Below are 15,715 nucleotides of genomic sequence, written 5' to 3' on the forward strand. Positions count from 1 at the left end.
CCATGTGTCGGATTACGCCTTCGGCTAATTCGACCTACCCCAACCGGCCCCTTCCTAAACAAAAAAGGCGCCGAAGCGCCTTTTTTGTTTTGTGTTGCCGGGATTACCGGGGCTTACCCAAATCCGCCAGCGGATGCTTCGGCGCCGGGCAGCGGAAGAACCCTTCGATGTAGTCTTTCGGCACCGACGCCACATCACGGTGACGGAAACCGGGCTTGCCGTCCTTGTCGATCAACAAGGCCCGCACCCCTTCGCGGAAATCCCCGTGCAAGGAACACTGCACGGCCAGGCACCACTCCATGCGGAACACTTCAGCCAGATCGTAATAGGTAGAGCGGTCCAGCTGCTCCCACACCAGGTGGGCGGTTTGCGGGCAACCGCGCTCCAGGTTGCCCAGTGCCTTGTCCAGCCAGCGGTCGCGCTCTTTGACGTTCAGCAGCTGCTCAGTAACCACCGCAATGCTTTCGCCATCGCACAGACGATTAATCAACGGCAGATGGTCGATCAGCGGATGAGGCAGATCACTCATGTCCGCCGCCTGCTGCTTGAACAAGCGGTAGATCACCGCGCGGTTTTCGGCTTCATCATCCGCGAAATCCTGCTCGGCCAGTGCATCCAGCAGGCTGTCGGCATCGGCGTCCACCATGCGGTCCGCCATGCCAATTTCTACGGCTTCGCGACCGTTGATGTGCACCCCGGTGAGGCCGAGGAACAACCCCACCCGGCCGGGCAGACGATTCAGGAACCAGCTGCCACCCACATCCGGGAACAGGCCGATGGTGATTTCCGGCATGGCCATGCGCGAGCGCGGCGTGACCAGGCGGAAGTCGGCACCCTGTAACAGCCCCATACCGCCGCCCATAACAATGCCATCGCCAAAGACGATCACCGGAATAGCGCTGGTATGCAGCCGGTAATCCAGCACATATTCCGCTGCGAAATATTCTTCGGTAAACGGATTACGGCCTTCGCCCGCGTGCTTCACCATGGACTTGTGCATCTGCACGATATCGCCGCCCGCGCAGAGCGCCTTGCCGCCCGCGCCATCCAGCCAGATCGCCACCACATCAGAACGTTGCTCCCAGGCATCCAGCTTCTCGCTCAGCAACTGGATCATCTCCAGGCTTAACGCGTTCAGGGATTTGGGGGCATTCAGGGTGGCACGGGCGATCACACGGCCGCAGCGGGTTTCGATTTCGGAAAACAACACGCAGTCAGACACGACAACTCCATAAAGCAGTGAATAGTTAATAATTTGCGCGGGCCACCCCATCTATTCAGCAACGTCTGAAGCAGCGTTCATGCTATAGGCGCGGCCCCTAGGCTTGAAGAGACCGAGACTACCAACCGCGCAGCTATTAACTATTCATTATTAATTGTTAATTTTCAGGCACCGACCAATCGATGGCCGTTTTGCCCTGCTGCAGCAAATATTGATTGGCACGGGAGAAATGGCCGCAGCCAAGGAAGCCCCGATAGGCGGATAACGGCGAAGGATGCGGAGCAGAGAGCACACAATGTTTGTCGCGGTCGATCAGGCGTCCCTTCTTCTGGGCATGGCTACCCCAAAGCAGAAACACCAACCCTTCACGCTCACGATTCAAGTGTTCGATGGCTTCGTCGGTAAACCTCTCCCAGCCCTGCTTCTGGTGCGAAGCGGCTTGCCCGGCCTCGACAGTAAGCACCGCATTGAGCAACAACACACCCTGCTCAGCCCAATGGGTCAGGTTGCCATGGGAAGGAATTTCAAAACCCAGATCCCGGTGAATTTCCTTGTAGATATTCACCAGTGACGGCGGCGTTTTTACGCCGTGCTGCACGGAAAAGCACAGGCCATGGGCCTGGTTCGGGCCGTGATAAGGGTCCTGCCCCAGAATCACGACCTTTACCTGCTCAAACGGCGTCAGGTTAAAGGCGTTGAAAATATCCGGCCCCGGCGGGAAAACCGTTTTCCCCGCGCGCTTCTGCTCCGCCAGGAAGGCACGCAGTTGCGCCATGTAATCCTGCTCGAATTCGCCCGCCAGATGCCGTTTCCAGCCCGGCTCTAACGGCACGGTCTTGCTGCCAGGCGTGTTCGCGGCATCCACATCAAGCATGGAGGGGAACGACTTTATCCAACATGTTGTACATGCGCTTCTCGACAAACTCCTGGGAGATTTTTTCCGGGTGCACCAGCAAGCGCTGCTCGATAGTCAGGAAGGTCGCAAATATCAGCTCTGCGTCCAGCTTTGGCTCCTTGCAGCCGAAGAGTTCGCAGGCCATGGTCAGCGTCTCCACATGCTGGCGCAGGTACATGTCCGCCAGTTCACGCAGCCGGGCATCCAGAATCGCTTCCTGAATAAACGCCTGTTCGGCCACCACATGGTCACGACGATTCTGCAGTTCATCCACGATGAAGGCGGCCATCATTTGCGCCAGCATCTTCACCAGTCGATCCCGCTCTTGCGGGTTTTCCAGGCTATCGCGGGAAAACTGAGACATCAGCCCGAACGCTTGTTCCTTGAACGGCTCGATCACTTCCTTCATGGCCCGCTCAGCGAACAGCGTGAAGGTGTCTGCGATCAGGTCGGAAATATCCTTGAAATAATAGGTGGTCGCCGACAGCGGCACTTCCGCTTCACGGGCTACCGCACGGTGTCGAACGGCACGAATACCCTCGCGCACGATAATGCTCAGTGAGGCCTCAAGAATTGCCTGTCGGCGCTGCTCGCTACCGGTGCGGCGCGCTTTTCTTCCCTGGTACTGAATTGCACTTGTCATGGACACAGCCAGCCTTTGTTGTCAGCCCTGAATTTGTGTGTCGCTCTCCCGACCTCAAACCCGCAAACGGCGGGCGCAACACGCGCCCGAAAAAACCGCCATCACCGCCCCTGGGGGCGCATATGCGGGAATAGAATCACGTCACGAATCGACGGAGCATCCGTGAACAACATTACCAGACGATCGATGCCGATGCCCTCTCCGGCCGTCGGCGGCAGCCCGTGTTCCAACGCGACCACGTAATCTTCGTCGTAGAACATGGCTTCGTCGTCACCCGCGGCTTTCTCTTCCACCTGCTGGCGGAAACGCTCGGCCTGGTCTTCCGCGTCGTTCAGCTCGGAGAAACCGTTGGCGATTTCACGGCCGCCCACAAAGAACTCAAACCGCTCTGTCACAAAGGGGTTATCGTCCATGCGGCGCGCCAACGGCGACACCTCGGTGGGGTATTCGGTAATGAAAGTGGGATCTTTCAGGCGGTGTTCCACCGTCTTCTCGAAGATCTCGATCTGCACCTTGCCCAACCCGTAACCATCCTTGAGCGGAATACCCAGCCCGGTGGCGATTTCACGGGCGCCGTCCGGATCCGCCAGCTTGGCGGCATCCATATCCGGATTAAAATGCAAAATGGAATCGAATACCGTCATCCGGGTAAACGGTTTACCAAAATCGTACACATCTCCCTGATAGGCCACATCCGTGGTGCCCAGTACCGTCTCGGCCAGGGTACGCAGCATATCCTCGGTCAGGTTCATCAGGTCGTGGTAATCACCGTATGCCTGATAGAACTCCAGCATGGTGAATTCCGGATTATGCCGGGTGGAGAGGCCTTCATTACGGAAGTTACGGTTGATCTCGAACACCTTCTCGAAGCCGCCTACCACCAGCCGCTTCAGGTACAGTTCCGGCGCAATCCGCAGGTACATGTCCAGGTCCAGGCTGTTGTGATGGGTGATGAAGGGGCGCGCGGTAGCGCCGCCGGGGATCACCTGCAGCATCGGGGTTTCGGCTTCCACAAAGTCTTTTTGCACCAGGAAGTTACGGATACCGGCCACGATCTTGGCGCGAATCTGGAACGCCTTGCGCGTATCTTCATTGACGATCAGGTCCACATAACGCTGGCGGTATTTGGCCTCGGTGTCGGTCAGGCCCTTGTGCTTCTCGGGCAACGGACGCAGTGACTTGGTGAGCAGCAGGTACTCATCCATCATCACATACAAATCGCCTTTGCCGGATTTACACAGCGTGCCGCGCACCCCGATGATATCGCCCAGATCCCAGCTCTTGGTCTCTTTGCGCACATCGCGGGTTTCATCCTTGGGCGCAAAAATCTGGATGCGACCGGACATGTCCTGCAGCACTTTGAAGGCTTTGCGGTCCAGCATCATGCGGCCGGCCACTGCCACTTGAATATTCTTCTCTTCCAGCTCTTCCTTGGTGAACTCGCCATACTGCGCCTGCAAGTCGGCGGCCAGGGAATCCCGGCGGAAATGATTGGGGAACGGATTGCCACCCTCGCGCAGCTCGGCCAGCTTGGCGCGACGTTCTGCGATCAGACGGTTTTCGGCAGCAGCCTGTTGAGAGGCGTCGGCATTCGGTGTGGTTTCGTCTTGGCTCATAGCGTTAGGCTTCCGGTAAAGCGCCCGATGCCAGCAATCTGGCATCCAGCATCATCACAATCCCGCTTTCAGGGAGGCTTCGATAAACTGATCCAGCGCGCCGTCCAATACCTGCTGGGTATTGTGGCTCTCTACACCGGTGCGCAGATCCTTGATGCGGCCATCATCCAGTACATAGGAGCGGATCTGGCTGCCCCAGCCAATATCCGATTTGTTGCTTTCCTGGACCTGTTTTTCCGCGTTGCGGCGCTGCATTTCCACTTCGTAGACCTTGGCCTGCATCATCTTCAAGGCCTGGTCCTTGTTCTGGTGCTGGCTACGCCCGCTCTGACACTGGGTCACCAGGGTGTGCTTTTCGCCACCCTCATCAGTGTATTCATAGGTCAGGCGCACCGCCGAATCAGTCCGGTTAACGTGCTGACCACCCGCACCAGAGGCCCGGTAGGTATCCACCCGCATGCTGCCCACGTCGATATCCACATCGATATCGTCATCCACTTCCGGGGACACGAACACCGAACTGAACGAGGTATGGCGGCGGCCGCCGGAATCGAACGGGCTCTTGCGCACCAACCGGTGCACGCCGGTTTCGGTTCGCAGCCAACCGTAGGCGTACTCGCCTTCGAAACGGATGGTGGCAGACTTGATGCCGGCCACATCGCCGGCGGAGGCTTCCACCAGCTCGGTCTTGAAACCGTGGGCCTCGCCCCAGCGCAGGTACATGCGCAGCATCATCTCGCCCCAGTCCTGGGCCTCGGTGCCACCGGAACCGGCCTGGATATCCAGATAGGCACTGCAGGCATCCATCTGCCCGGAGAACATGCGCCGGAATTCCAGATCCGCCACCATTTTTTCCAGATCCCGCAGGTCGCTTTCCACTTCCGTGAGGGTGTCTTCGTCCCCCTCTTCCACCACCAGATCCAACAGGGCGGAGGTGTCTTCCACTCCCTGGGAGGCATCGTTGATGGTGTTCACGACCATTTCCAGCTGGGCCCGTTCCTTGCCCAGGGCCCGGGCATAGTCCGGATCGTTCCAGACATCCGGGTTTTCAAGCTCGCGCTCGACTTCGGTCAGACGTTCACTCTTCTGATCGTAGTCAAAGATACCCCCTAAGCGCTTCGACACGCTCAGACAGGTCGGAAAGATGGGTTCGCAGCGGATTGACTTCCATTACGTCTCTCTAGAATAAGTGCTTGGCAGAATTGATACGCGGAAAACAGCGCAGTCTAACGGTTTGCGGGTTGGCTGACGAGGGTCAGACCATCCCCTCGACGCCAGGAGCATCGCTGGCGGCGCGATAAATCCAGTCGCGAGTGACGAGTCACGAGAAGCGAAAATCATCAGGCTTGACCGTATTTTGGGGTTTGCCTTTCGAAACTCGCTTCTCGCAACTCGAAACTGTGGTGATCGCGCCGCCAGCGACGCTCCTACAAGGACGCTGGCCCGATCAGTCTCTCAACTCGTAAACGTGGTGAGCCTCGCCCTTCATGTTATCAATGGTGGTGCCGATATAGCTGGCATTGTTGGGAATGCCCGAGCCAGTGGTGAACACCTTGAAGGTGCGCACTTCTTTCGGAGTGTCGATCACGGTGTCCGCGTCCACTTCCACCCACATGAAAATCACCGTTTCCTGAGGGATGTAATCCACCCGCAGTACCTTGCCTTCTTCCGGCAGGCGTAGCTCCTGCACTTCGTTGACCACCTTCAGGCGGTGCTTGTGTATGGTCTTCATTTGAGTCCCCTCCGTTAAGGACACAACACGGCGGTGGACGATAGCCACCCCGCGCAGTCAATGCCGGCACGGCCTTTTGGGCCGTACCCTGGTAAAACAGGCGCCCGATGGTGAGCGCGAGGCGCAATGCTAGCAAAAACCGGGGCCGCCGACAGCATTGTCGACAATTTTGCAGGAAGGCGATGGGAGGAAGCCCTGGAGGTTCGCCGTATAAAGCGGTTTCGATTTGGGGCCCGATGTTGGATTACGCCTTTCAGGCTCTCTGTGCCCTTGGGTGAATTCAACCTACACAACCACTGGGGCGGGTTTTGTAGGTCAGATTAGGCGTAGCCGTAATCCGACATCCCCCATCATACCGATCAAAGCGGAATCAAATGCTCGAACAGCAGCTGGGGATTGCGCTGGCCACGGAATTCGTTGACCTCCAGGCGATACACCCCGCGCACCTTGTTGATACGGCTGGGCAGCGCTTCCACCGCCACATTGAAATGAATGGCATCAATCACCCCGCTGACGCCCGGCAGGCCCAACGTCAGCTTCAGGTGGCGTTCGCCGACGATACGGTGCTTGAGCACCTCGAATTCGCCATCGAAACTGGGCGCCGGAAACCCGTGCCCCCAGGGAAAACGGTGGCTGAGTAATTCAGCATTCGTCAGCGACAGCTCGTGGTCTTCCAGCTCGCCGTCCGTTTCCACAATGCGCTCCAGCGCTTTCGGAGACAGCAGTTCACCCACCGCTTTTTCAAAGGCCGCCTTGAAAGCGTCCAGCTTCTCCAGCTCCAGCGACAGCCCCGCCGCCATGGCGTGGCCACCGAATTTGCTCAGTAGCCCGGGATTGGCTGTGGCCACCGCATCCAGCGCATCACGCAGGTGCAAACCGGGAATCGAACGGCCCGAGCCCTTCAATTGGCCGCGCTGCTGGGCCGGAGCAAAGGCAATCACCGGCCGGTGAATCGCTTCTTTTACTCGCGAGGCAAGAATCCCCACCACCCCTTCGTGCCATTCCTTGCCATACAGGCACAGGCCCGCCGGCAGGTTGTCTGCATCCAGCCGGGCCACCTCTTCCATGGCCGCATCGCGCATGCCGTGCTCGATGGAGCGGCGCTCGCGGTTGATGGTGTCCAGGTCCTGGGCCATATCGGTGGCTTCGGCATCGGTTTCCGCCAGCAGGCAGGCGATGCCCTGGGTCATATCGGTGAGCCGCCCCGCCGCATTCAGTCGTGGTCCCACCGCGAAGCCCATGTCCGCCGCCAATACCCGGCTGGGATCGCGCCCGGCCACTTGCAGCAGCGCGCGGATCCCCGGGCAGCCCTTGCCGGCACGAATCCGCCGCAGACCCTGCTCCACCAGCACCCGGTTGGCATCGTCCAGCACCACCACATCGGCTACTGTCCCTAGCGCCACCAGGTCCAGCAGATCGGTAATCGGCGCGCTGGCGGTAACGCCCTGCTCGCGCAGCGCCCGCTGCAGGTCCATCAATAAATAAAACGCCACCCCGACCCCGGCCAGGTTGGTGGCGGGGAAATCCTCACAACCGGGCAGGCGCGGGTTCACCAGCGCATCCGCTTCCGGCAGGGTATCGCCGGGCAGGTGATGGTCGGTAATCAGCACTCGCATGCCTTGCGCTCGCGCAGCGGCCACCCCATCCACACTGGCAATACCGTTATCCACGGTGATGATCAGGTCCGGGTCATACAGCTCTTTGGCCAGATCGACGATGGCCGGCGACAGGCCATAGCCGTATTCAAAGCGGTCCGGCACCAGGAAATCCGGGCGCGGGTAGCCCAGCCGCTCCAGACCCCGCACCATCAGCGTGGTCGCCGTGGCACCGTCCGCGTCGTAGTCACCCACAATGCAGATGCGCCAGTGGTCTGTTCGCCCTTGTAAAAGCAACGTCACAGCCCCACGCAAACCAGTGAACTGTTCAGGATGCGGCAGACGTTTCAGGCCCAGGTTCAGTTGCGCCGGATCGGTCACCCCCCGCCCGGCCAGAATCCGCGCCAGCATGGGCGGCACATCGGGCCAGTCCGGCGTGTACTGCGGCCGGCGGGTGATCTTGGGCAAGCTGGGTTTGTCCATGGGCATGACAGTGCTCGGTGACCTGGTGGCGCGACTTTTTTGTAGGAGCGCCACTGGAGGCGCGAACCGACCGACAGCGAAGATCGGGATCGTTCTGCGAACGATTCCGCGTTACCGCGGTTCGCGCCTCAAGTGGCGCTCCTACAGTGGAAGCTCAAGCCCGGCAGTCTGCCACGGCGTCGCCCGAACAGCACGAACACAAGGAGCAAGTGATGAAATTTTCGCCATACGGCGCCCCGCAATCGCCAACCCGACCAGATAGTCACAAATTAGGGCTAAAAAAGTCATCCCGCTTCCCTATACTTGCGGGCCTACGAGTTTCGTTGTTTATGTAAGCAAACACTCACATGAATGCCATATAAACAACGCGCCCACCCCGGATTTCGGGGCCTGGGGCACACCAAAGCGGTCATTTAAACCGCGTACTTTGGGACTGGAGAGCAGAAGCTATGATCTATCAAGGCAACGCCGTAAGCGTACAACTGCTTGACGACGGCATCGCCGAACTGAAGTTTGACCTTCAGGGCGAGTCCGTTAACAAGTTCAATCAGGAAACCGTGGAAGACCTCGGTAAGGCTGTGGAAGCTGTTAAAGGTAACAGCGACATCAAAGGCCTGATCGTGACTTCCGGCAAAGGGGTTTTCATTGTTGGCGCCGACATCACCGAATTCACAGACATGTTCAAACTGCCGGAAGACGAAATCGCCGGCTGGTGTCTGAAATCCAACGAAGTCTTCAACGCTTTTGAAGACCTCGACATTCCCAAAGTGGCAGCCGTTAACGGCATCGCCCTGGGTGGCGGCCTGGAAATGTGCCTGGCTGCAGATTTCCGCGTACTGAGCGAAAAAGCCCAGGTAGGTCTGCCGGAAGTGAAGCTGGGCCTGTACCCGGGCTTCGGCGGCACCGTGCGTCTGCCCCGCCTGATCGGTGTGGACAACGCTGTTGAGTGGATCGCCGCTGCTGGCCAGCACAAGGCCGACAAAGCGCTGAAAGACGGCGTAGCTGACGCGGTCGTCGCTCACGACGAACTGCAAAACGCCGCCATCGATCTGGTCAAGCAGTGCCTGGCCGGCAAGATCGACTTCCGCGCCAAGCGCGCCGAGAAGCTCGAGCCGCTGAAACTGCCGCCCATGGAAAACATGATGGCCTTCCAGACCTGCACCGCCATGGTCATGGGTCAGGCTGGCAAGAACTACCCGGCACCGGTAGCGGCCGTGAACACCATGCAGAAGCACGGTGGCATGAACCGCGACAAGGCACTGGAAGTGGAAGCCAAAGGCTTCGCCAAAGTGGCCAAGTCTTCCCAGGCGACCTGCCTGGTCGGCCTGTTCCTGGCAGACCAGCAAGTGAAAAAGGTCAACGGCAAAACCGCCAAGGCCTCCAAAGAGATCAACCAGGCTGCGGTACTGGGCGCAGGCATCATGGGCGGCGGTATCGCCTTCCAGTCTGCCTCCAAAGGCACCCCGATCATCATGAAGGACATCGCCGACAAGGCGCTGGACCTGGGCATGAGCGAAGCCAGCAAACTGCTGACCAAGCGCGTTGATCGCAAGAAAATGAAGCCGGCCAAAATGGCCGAAGTGCTGTCCTCCATCCGCCCGACCCTGAACTACGGCGACTTCGCCAACGTGAACGTGGTCGTTGAAGCGGTTGTTGAGAACCAGAAGGTCAAGCAGTCCGTACTGGCGGAAGTGGAAGGCGAAGTGACCGAGGGCACCGTGCTGGCCTCCAACACCTCCACCATTTCCATCACCAAACTGGCTGAAGCCCTGAAGCGTCCGGAAGACTTCGCCGGCATGCACTTCTTCAACCCGGTACACATGATGCCGCTGGTGGAAGTGATCCGTGGTGAAAAGACCTCCGACGAAACCGTTGGCACCCTGGTGGCCTACGCCCAGAAAATGGGCAAAACCCCCATCGTGGTTAACGACTGCCCCGGCTTCCTGGTGAACCGTGTACTGTTCCCCTACTTCGGCGGCTTCGGCATGCTGATGCGCGACGGTGCCGATTTCCAGGCGGTCGACAAAGTGATGCAGAAGTTCGGCTGGCCCATGGGCCCGGCGTACCTGATGGACGTGGTTGGCATCGACACCGGTGTGCACGCGGCCCAGGTCATGGCTGAAGGCTTCCCCGAGCGTATGCAGTACGACTTCAAAGATGTGTCTACCGTGATGTTCGAAAACGAGCGTTACGGCCAGAAGAACGGCATCGGCTTCTACAAGTACGAGCTGGACAAGAAAGGCAAAACCAAGAAGGTTGTCGACGAGTCCACCTACGAACTGATCAAGCCGCACGTTGCGGACACCAAGGAATTCGATGCGGACGAAATCATTGCCCGCATGATGATTCCCATGTGCACCGAAACCGTTCGCTGCCTGGAAGACAACATCGTAGGTTCCGCTGCCGAGGCCGACATGGCCATGATCTACGGCATCGGCTTCCCTCCCTTCCGTGGCGGTCCGCTGCGTTACATCGACAGTGTTGGCGTTAAAGAATTCGTCGCGCTGTGTGACAAGTACGCGCACCTGGGTGGCATCTACGAAGCACCGCAGATGCTCAAAGACATGGCCGCCAAGGGCGAGTCTTTCTTCGCCTAAGCCACGGACACAGGAGATTTAGAAATGAGCTTGAATCCAAAAGACGTTGTTATCGTCGATGCGGTCCGTACCCCCATGGGCAAGAGCCGTAATGGCCAGTTCCGTCACGTGCGTGCCGAAAAACTGTCAGCCCAGCTGATCCAGGCGCTGATGGCCCGTAACCCGAACTGGGACACCCAGCTCACTGAAGATGTGATTTGGGGCTGTGTAAACCAGACCAAAGAACAGGGCATGAACATCGCCCGTAACATCTCCATGTTGGCTGGCCTGCCGCGCACCAGCGCTGCACAAACCGTGAACCGTCTGTGTGGTTCTTCCATGCAGGCACTGCATTCCGCCTCACAAAGCATCATGACCGGCAACGGCGATGTATTTGTTATCGGTGGTGTAGAGCACATGGGCCACGTGGCCATGGATCACGGCATCGACCTGAACCCGGAAATGTCCAAAGTGGCTGCCAAGGCATCCAACATGATGGGCCTGACCGCGGAAATGCTGGGCAAGATGCATGGCATCACCCGTGAACAGCAGGACGCCTTCGGCGTTCGTTCACACCGCCTGGCGTGGGAAGCCACCCAGCAAGGTCGTTGGGACAACGAAATCGTGCCCATCGAAGGTCACGATCAGAATGGCCACAAAGTGCTGTGCGAAATCGACGAAGTAATTCGTCCCGGCGCCAGCATCGAAGACATGCAGAAGCTGCGTCCGGTCTTCGATCCGGCCAACGGTACCGTCACTGCCGGCACCTCCTCTGCCCTGTCTGACGGTGCCTCCGCCATGCTGGTCATGAGCGCCGAGCGTGCCCAGGCCCTGGGCCTGAAGCCCCGCGCCAAGATCCGCTCCATGGCTGTAGCCGGTTGCGACGCGGCCATCATGGGTTACGGTCCGGTACCTGCCACCCAGAAAGCGCTGGCCCGCGCAGGCCTGACCATCGACGACATCGACTATGTAGAACTGAACGAAGCGTTCGCTGCACAGTCCCTGCCGGTGGCCAAGGACCTGAAGCTGATCGACAAGATGGAAGAGAAAGTGAACCTGAACGGCGGCGCTATCGCCCTGGGTCACCCGCTGGGCTGCTCCGGTGCGCGTATCACCGGCACCCTGCTGAACGTCATGGAATGGAAAGACGGCCAAATCGGTCTTGCCACCATGTGTATCGGCCTGGGTCAGGGTATCGCTACCGTCATTGAACGGGTTTGATAAACGCCTGATGCCCAAAGCCTGACGCCGGATGCAATTCGGCGCTCAGGCCCGGCAACGCATTTCCGGCCCGCCTCACAAGGGCAGGACTGGAAACAAAAAACCCCGGCTTACCCGCCGGGGTTTTTCTTTTTTTAACACCAGACTGGCCTGTTCTGCATAACCGGGCCTTTCTGCCCCTCGTCTGCCCCACCGTGCCTTCGGTACAGTAACGGTTCTGTCACCAGAACAGGCTGAAGCGCCGCCGACAACAGAGCATCATTCAAGTCGCGTACTCACCGCCGCGTGAGCGCTGCTTTCTCCACCACAGAGGGCAAGACGGCAACGCGTGATCAGCCTGCATCAAGGAGGAAGCCTTCATGCTTGACTGGATTGCACAGCATCAAAAAATCCTTTCTGTCGTCGCCAGTTTCAGCTCACTGGTTATCTGGATCGTTTACGCGCAACTCCTCTATTTAGGTTTTCGCCGGCAACGCAGCCCGCGCCTGATCATTAACCGTGGGCGCAACAAGGACATCAATGCGCTCTGCCTGATCAGCAACATGAGCGCCGAATCCGTTTTCGTGCAATACATCATCGCCGAACTCCATACATCCCAAGGCACCATCACCATGGATGTGACGGATTTCGAGCAGGAGTACAACAAGGGCGACGAAAACCCGGAAAGACACAATCCCGCTTCAGGCGCAGTGAATATGTCGGAGAACACGCGCCAGGGCCCTATTAAGCCGGGCGGCTTCTCCCATATCGGCACGTTCAAGGAATTGGTTGAGCGCATCGCCCGCTGTGAGGGCATCAAAATGGACGGGCACATGCCCCAGGGCGGCCTGGAGTTCACCCACCTGACCCTGCGGCTGATCGGCATCTATGGGCCCGAGAACAAGCCCATCGGCGCCGAGCGGGGCTTCGAGCTGGCCTACAACGCTAGTGAGTTCTCTCTCAGCCCCGCCTCCTGGGACACCAAACAGCTGACCTCCATGAGACAGCGCCACAAGCTCAAGAAGATTGTGGAACAGCTCAACGCCTCGAACATTACGTCCTCATCGCCGTTTCAGGAGGCGGTAAAGGAAACGCAGACGAGCTAGCAGGCCAAGCCGCACTCAACGAAGCAACGGCGCGGGAGATTCGGCCAGGCCGCGATACGGTGCAGACCTGAGCCCAGGCCTGAAGTGACGGCCCTGGCGCCGCCACAGGTGGATTTATGAATCGGCCTTGCTCTGCTGGGCCGCTTCCAGTGCCACGATTTTTGCGTGCATGGTGCGCATAAGATCCAGCATTTCCTGGCGCTCATCGTGGGCAACCAGATTGTTGGCTTCCCGTTCGGCGCGCTGCTCGCTTTCGTGTACTTCCTGAGTCGCGCTCACAATGATGGCAATAAACAGGTTCAGCACCATAAAGCTGGAAATCAAAATGAAGGGCACAAAGAAGATCCAGGCCATGGGATAGACCTCCATCACAGGCCGGGCGATCCCCATGGACCAGCTTTCCAGGGTCATGATCTGGAACAGGCTATAAATGCTCGCGCCCAGAGTGCCAAACCATTGTGGAAACGCCTCACCGAACAGCTCCGTGCCCATCACTGCAAAGATGTAGAACATCATCAGCAACAACGCCGCCGTCCAGCCAATGCCGGGCAATGCCTGCATCAGGGATTCCACCAACATACGCAGCCGCTTCACCGATGACAGCAGGCGCAGCACCCGCAGAATGCGCAGACTTCGCAGGATGGCCAAAGGCCCGGAGGCTGGCGTCAGGGAAATGGCGACGATCAGGAAATCAAACACATTCCAGCCGGAGCGGAAAAAACGCGGGCCAAAAGCCACCAGCTTGAGCGCGATCTCCGCCGTAAACGCCACCAGAATCACCTGATTCACCAGGGTGAGCCACTGCCCTGCCCGCTCCTGGGCCACCGCGGAGGTTTCCACCCCGAGGATAATGGCGTTCAGGAGAATCAGCGCGGTAATGCTGTTCCCGAATAACGAGGACTCAAGCCAAACGGTCAGACGCTGGCGCCAGCCATAAGAGGAAACGGAAGAAGACGAGGCCTGCATGAAACATCACCCAACGAGATAAAAGCCGCGAGTATACCTGATCTGTCCATGGGTATTGATAGCGTACGGTCGGGCAAGCAGGTCAATTGATCGCTGCTCTAGCCCCCTTTGCGAGCTGGTTAACGCACGGGACAAGGCCCGGGCATCACTCAGGGACGAGCAGGGAAAACCACCACCTCATCGCCCTCCTGCCATACCGGCAGCTTGATCATGGTTTGCAGAAAGAGAGGGTGTTCCAACCAGCCCTGTAACCACCGCTGCAGATTCGGGTAAGGCAGCTGGCTAAATACATCGCGATCGACATGGGCGAATTGGCGGACAAACGGCATCACACCAATATCCGCGATGGTCGGGGCATCCCCAAACAAGTAAGCGCGGCTCTCCAGCAACGACTCCAGAACCTGAAGAAAGCCCTCTCCCCGTTGCCGATACTCGGTCTGAGTCATCTCGACATGGCGATCGGCGTATTTGTAGCGGTCCAGCCAATACTTGAACTCATTATCGTTTTGCTCAATCAGCGCATTCGCCTGATCCAGAACCGTTGCGTCTAACAGCCCCTGTGGATCCTGCTGCTCTAGCGCCCACACCATGATGTCCCGGCTTTCGTCAATCACAGCACCATCGGCCAGCCGCAAAACCGGCACGGTGCCTTTAGGGCTTATCGCCAGCATCTGCGCGGGCTTGTTTTTCAGGGTCACTTCTCGCAGCTCAACCTGCAAACCAGAGAACAAAACGCCCAGGCGGGCGCGCATGGCATAGGGACAGCGCCGAAAGGAATACAAACGATCAAGTGAGGCCGTCATAGTGATATTTCACAACTGGATCAGGGGGTGTATTTGCGCAACGGGGAACCGATATTTCTGTTCACCGCCAAATATGGTTGTCGATGAACACAACCTATAAGGTGCGTAGGGAAGGATACTATTGAAGCGGTGTGCCGTCTCGTAAGCCTCGCTTCATTGCCAATTGATGGGTGCCCCTTTGTTGCCTCTAGCAAACTGGTGGCGATTCACCTCTTACTTCTGTTGTTGTGCATTCGGCCACAAAATCAGGGAGAGAACCGGATGGTATACTCTCCTTTCCACCCGCCAGGCCCAATACCTGGAAACTTCATTGCAGAAGCAATCATGAGAAAGCGTCTTTCAAGCTCAGAGTGGTCCAAGTCCGACTGCAAGATGGCTACCGAAGCCACCTTCCCATCACTGCTCACATCAAGCATCAGCGTTACATTTCCTTCCAAGAAAGCATCATCTCTCAATGCTCTTCGGTATTGGCTGTCAAATTTGGGGGTATAACGGCAAAACGTGTGGTTGATCAGCGAATAAGTCGAGTTGTCTGCACTTCCCGCTTCACAAGAGTCATCCCCCATACTGCTCTTATATTTTGCAGCAATCAGCGGTCGAGGTTCGGTCAGAGAAGAATCCCCATTACCTTCGGAGGCAATCCCAACATCAAAAAGCAATGACATACTCAAAATTAGAAAGCAATATCTCATGGAATTCTCGGATTCAAGCAGGAGGTACTCATAAACTTCTTTCTTCCATAAAGCCTGCTGAAGGCCAACCAATTGATGGGTGTTCTGTTTTGAAATGGGAAATGTGAGGCCTGACCCCGGATCCTCCATTGTTAAGGTCCTAGATTGAAACTAGAGCGGGTCCTCAGCGAGCTTGCCAGAATCCTG

General features: G+C 58.0%; 13 protein-coding genes. 3 read left to right on the plus strand and 10 right to left on the minus strand.

The window, feature by feature from the left end; genetic code table 11:
• Positions 1–103: 103 nt before the first annotated feature.
• The 7 genes from F1529_RS14700 to recJ all read right to left on the minus strand — a co-directional run bounded on the left by F1529_RS14700 (position 104) and on the right by recJ (position 8,192).
• Complete coding sequence (locus tag F1529_RS14700) at positions 104–1,222, minus strand: enoyl-CoA hydratase/isomerase family protein (RefSeq protein ID WP_370457039.1); 1,119 nt, start codon at positions 1,220–1,222, stop codon at positions 104–106.
• A 157-nt stretch (positions 1,223–1,379) separates the two neighbouring features.
• Positions 1,380–2,096 (minus strand): uracil-DNA glycosylase, encoded by a 717-nt coding sequence (ung, locus tag F1529_RS14705; RefSeq protein WP_155135796.1) that lies wholly within the window; start codon positions 2,094–2,096, stop codon positions 1,380–1,382.
• Positions 2,089–2,760 carry a TetR/AcrR family transcriptional regulator gene (locus tag F1529_RS14710; RefSeq protein ID WP_155135799.1) on the minus strand — a complete coding sequence of 224 codons (672 nt, stop codon included), beginning with the start codon at positions 2,758–2,760 and terminating at the stop codon, positions 2,089–2,091. The genes ung and F1529_RS14710 overlap by 8 nt, the downstream gene beginning before the upstream one ends.
• 101 nt (positions 2,761–2,861) lie before the next feature.
• Complete coding sequence (gene lysS, locus F1529_RS14715) at positions 2,862–4,376, minus strand: lysine--tRNA ligase (protein WP_007148769.1); 1,515 nt, start codon at positions 4,374–4,376, stop codon at positions 2,862–2,864.
• Between the two features lie 54 nt (positions 4,377–4,430).
• A protein-coding gene (prfB, locus tag F1529_RS14720) for a peptide chain release factor 2 (RefSeq protein WP_155135802.1) occupies positions 4,431–5,547 on the minus strand; the annotation gives its coding sequence in 2 pieces (ribosomal slippage) (positions 4,431–5,474 and positions 5,476–5,547; 1,116 coding nt in all).
• A 276-nt stretch (positions 5,548–5,823) separates the two neighbouring features.
• A complete protein-coding gene (locus F1529_RS14725) occupies positions 5,824–6,108 on the minus strand; it encodes a hypothetical protein (RefSeq protein ID WP_155135804.1) in 285 nt (94 codons plus the stop codon).
• Between the two features lie 359 nt (positions 6,109–6,467).
• The gene (gene recJ, locus F1529_RS14730) at positions 6,468–8,192 is read right to left on the minus strand and encodes a single-stranded-DNA-specific exonuclease RecJ (RefSeq protein ID WP_370457040.1); all 1,725 of its coding nucleotides are present in this window, start codon (positions 8,190–8,192) and stop codon (positions 6,468–6,470) included.
• Between the two features lie 443 nt (positions 8,193–8,635).
• On the opposite strand from recJ, the gene fadB reads away from it, so the two are divergent.
• The 3 genes from fadB to F1529_RS14745 all read left to right on the plus strand — a co-directional run bounded on the left by fadB (position 8,636) and on the right by F1529_RS14745 (position 13,068).
• A complete protein-coding gene (gene fadB, locus F1529_RS14735) occupies positions 8,636–10,783 on the plus strand; it encodes a fatty acid oxidation complex subunit alpha FadB (RefSeq protein WP_155135807.1) in 2,148 nt (715 codons plus the stop codon).
• A 24-nt stretch (positions 10,784–10,807) separates the two neighbouring features.
• Positions 10,808–11,983, plus strand: coding sequence for an acetyl-CoA C-acyltransferase FadA (fadA, locus tag F1529_RS14740; RefSeq protein ID WP_007151209.1), 1,176 nt, complete (start codon positions 10,808–10,810; stop codon positions 11,981–11,983).
• 359 nt (positions 11,984–12,342) lie between these two features.
• Positions 12,343–13,068, plus strand: coding sequence for a hypothetical protein (locus tag F1529_RS14745; protein ID WP_155135810.1), 726 nt, complete (start codon positions 12,343–12,345; stop codon positions 13,066–13,068).
• A gap of 114 nt (positions 13,069–13,182) precedes the next feature.
• Here the strand turns inward: F1529_RS14745 and F1529_RS14750 are convergent, their stop codons facing one another.
• The 3 genes from F1529_RS14750 to F1529_RS14760 all read right to left on the minus strand — a co-directional run bounded on the left by F1529_RS14750 (position 13,183) and on the right by F1529_RS14760 (position 15,658).
• Complete coding sequence (locus F1529_RS14750; RefSeq protein WP_155135813.1) at positions 13,183–14,034, minus strand: ion transporter; 852 nt, start codon at positions 14,032–14,034, stop codon at positions 13,183–13,185.
• A gap of 149 nt (positions 14,035–14,183) precedes the next feature.
• Positions 14,184–14,837 (minus strand): glutathione S-transferase, encoded by a 654-nt coding sequence (locus tag F1529_RS14755; RefSeq protein WP_155135816.1) that lies wholly within the window; start codon positions 14,835–14,837, stop codon positions 14,184–14,186.
• A gap of 245 nt (positions 14,838–15,082) precedes the next feature.
• Positions 15,083–15,658: a TonB family protein gene (locus F1529_RS14760; RefSeq protein WP_155135819.1), complete on the minus strand. Its 576-nt coding sequence runs from the start codon at positions 15,656–15,658 to the stop codon at positions 15,083–15,085.
• Between the last annotated feature and the right edge of the window lie 57 nt (positions 15,659–15,715).

Source organism: Alcanivorax sp. VBW004 (assembly GCF_009718865.1).
Lineage (GTDB): Bacteria > Pseudomonadota > Gammaproteobacteria > Pseudomonadales > Alcanivoracaceae > Alcanivorax.

Coding starts and splice junctions, on each gene's coding strand:
- F1529_RS14725 (WP_155135804.1), bottom strand. CDS start 6,108: ATGAAGACCATACACAAGCACCGCCTGAAGGTGGTCAACGAAGTGCAG.
- F1529_RS14710 (WP_155135799.1), bottom strand. CDS start 2,760: ATGACAAGTGCAATTCAGTACCAGGGAAGAAAAGCGCGCCGCACCGGT.
- recJ (WP_370457040.1), bottom strand. CDS start 8,192: ATGCCCATGGACAAACCCAGCTTGCCCAAGATCACCCGCCGGCCGCAG.
- lysS (WP_007148769.1), bottom strand. CDS start 4,376: ATGAGCCAAGACGAAACCACACCGAATGCCGACGCCTCTCAACAGGCT.
- ung (WP_155135796.1), bottom strand. CDS start 2,096: ATGCTTGATGTGGATGCCGCGAACACGCCTGGCAGCAAGACCGTGCCG.
- F1529_RS14755 (WP_155135816.1), bottom strand. CDS start 14,837: ATGACGGCCTCACTTGATCGTTTGTATTCCTTTCGGCGCTGTCCCTAT.
- F1529_RS14745 (WP_155135810.1), top strand. CDS start 12,343: ATGCTTGACTGGATTGCACAGCATCAAAAAATCCTTTCTGTCGTCGCC.
- fadB (WP_155135807.1), top strand. CDS start 8,636: ATGATCTATCAAGGCAACGCCGTAAGCGTACAACTGCTTGACGACGGC.
- F1529_RS14750 (WP_155135813.1), bottom strand. CDS start 14,034: ATGCAGGCCTCGTCTTCTTCCGTTTCCTCTTATGGCTGGCGCCAGCGT.
- fadA (WP_007151209.1), top strand. CDS start 10,808: ATGAGCTTGAATCCAAAAGACGTTGTTATCGTCGATGCGGTCCGTACC.
- F1529_RS14760 (WP_155135819.1), bottom strand. CDS start 15,658: ATGGAGGATCCGGGGTCAGGCCTCACATTTCCCATTTCAAAACAGAAC.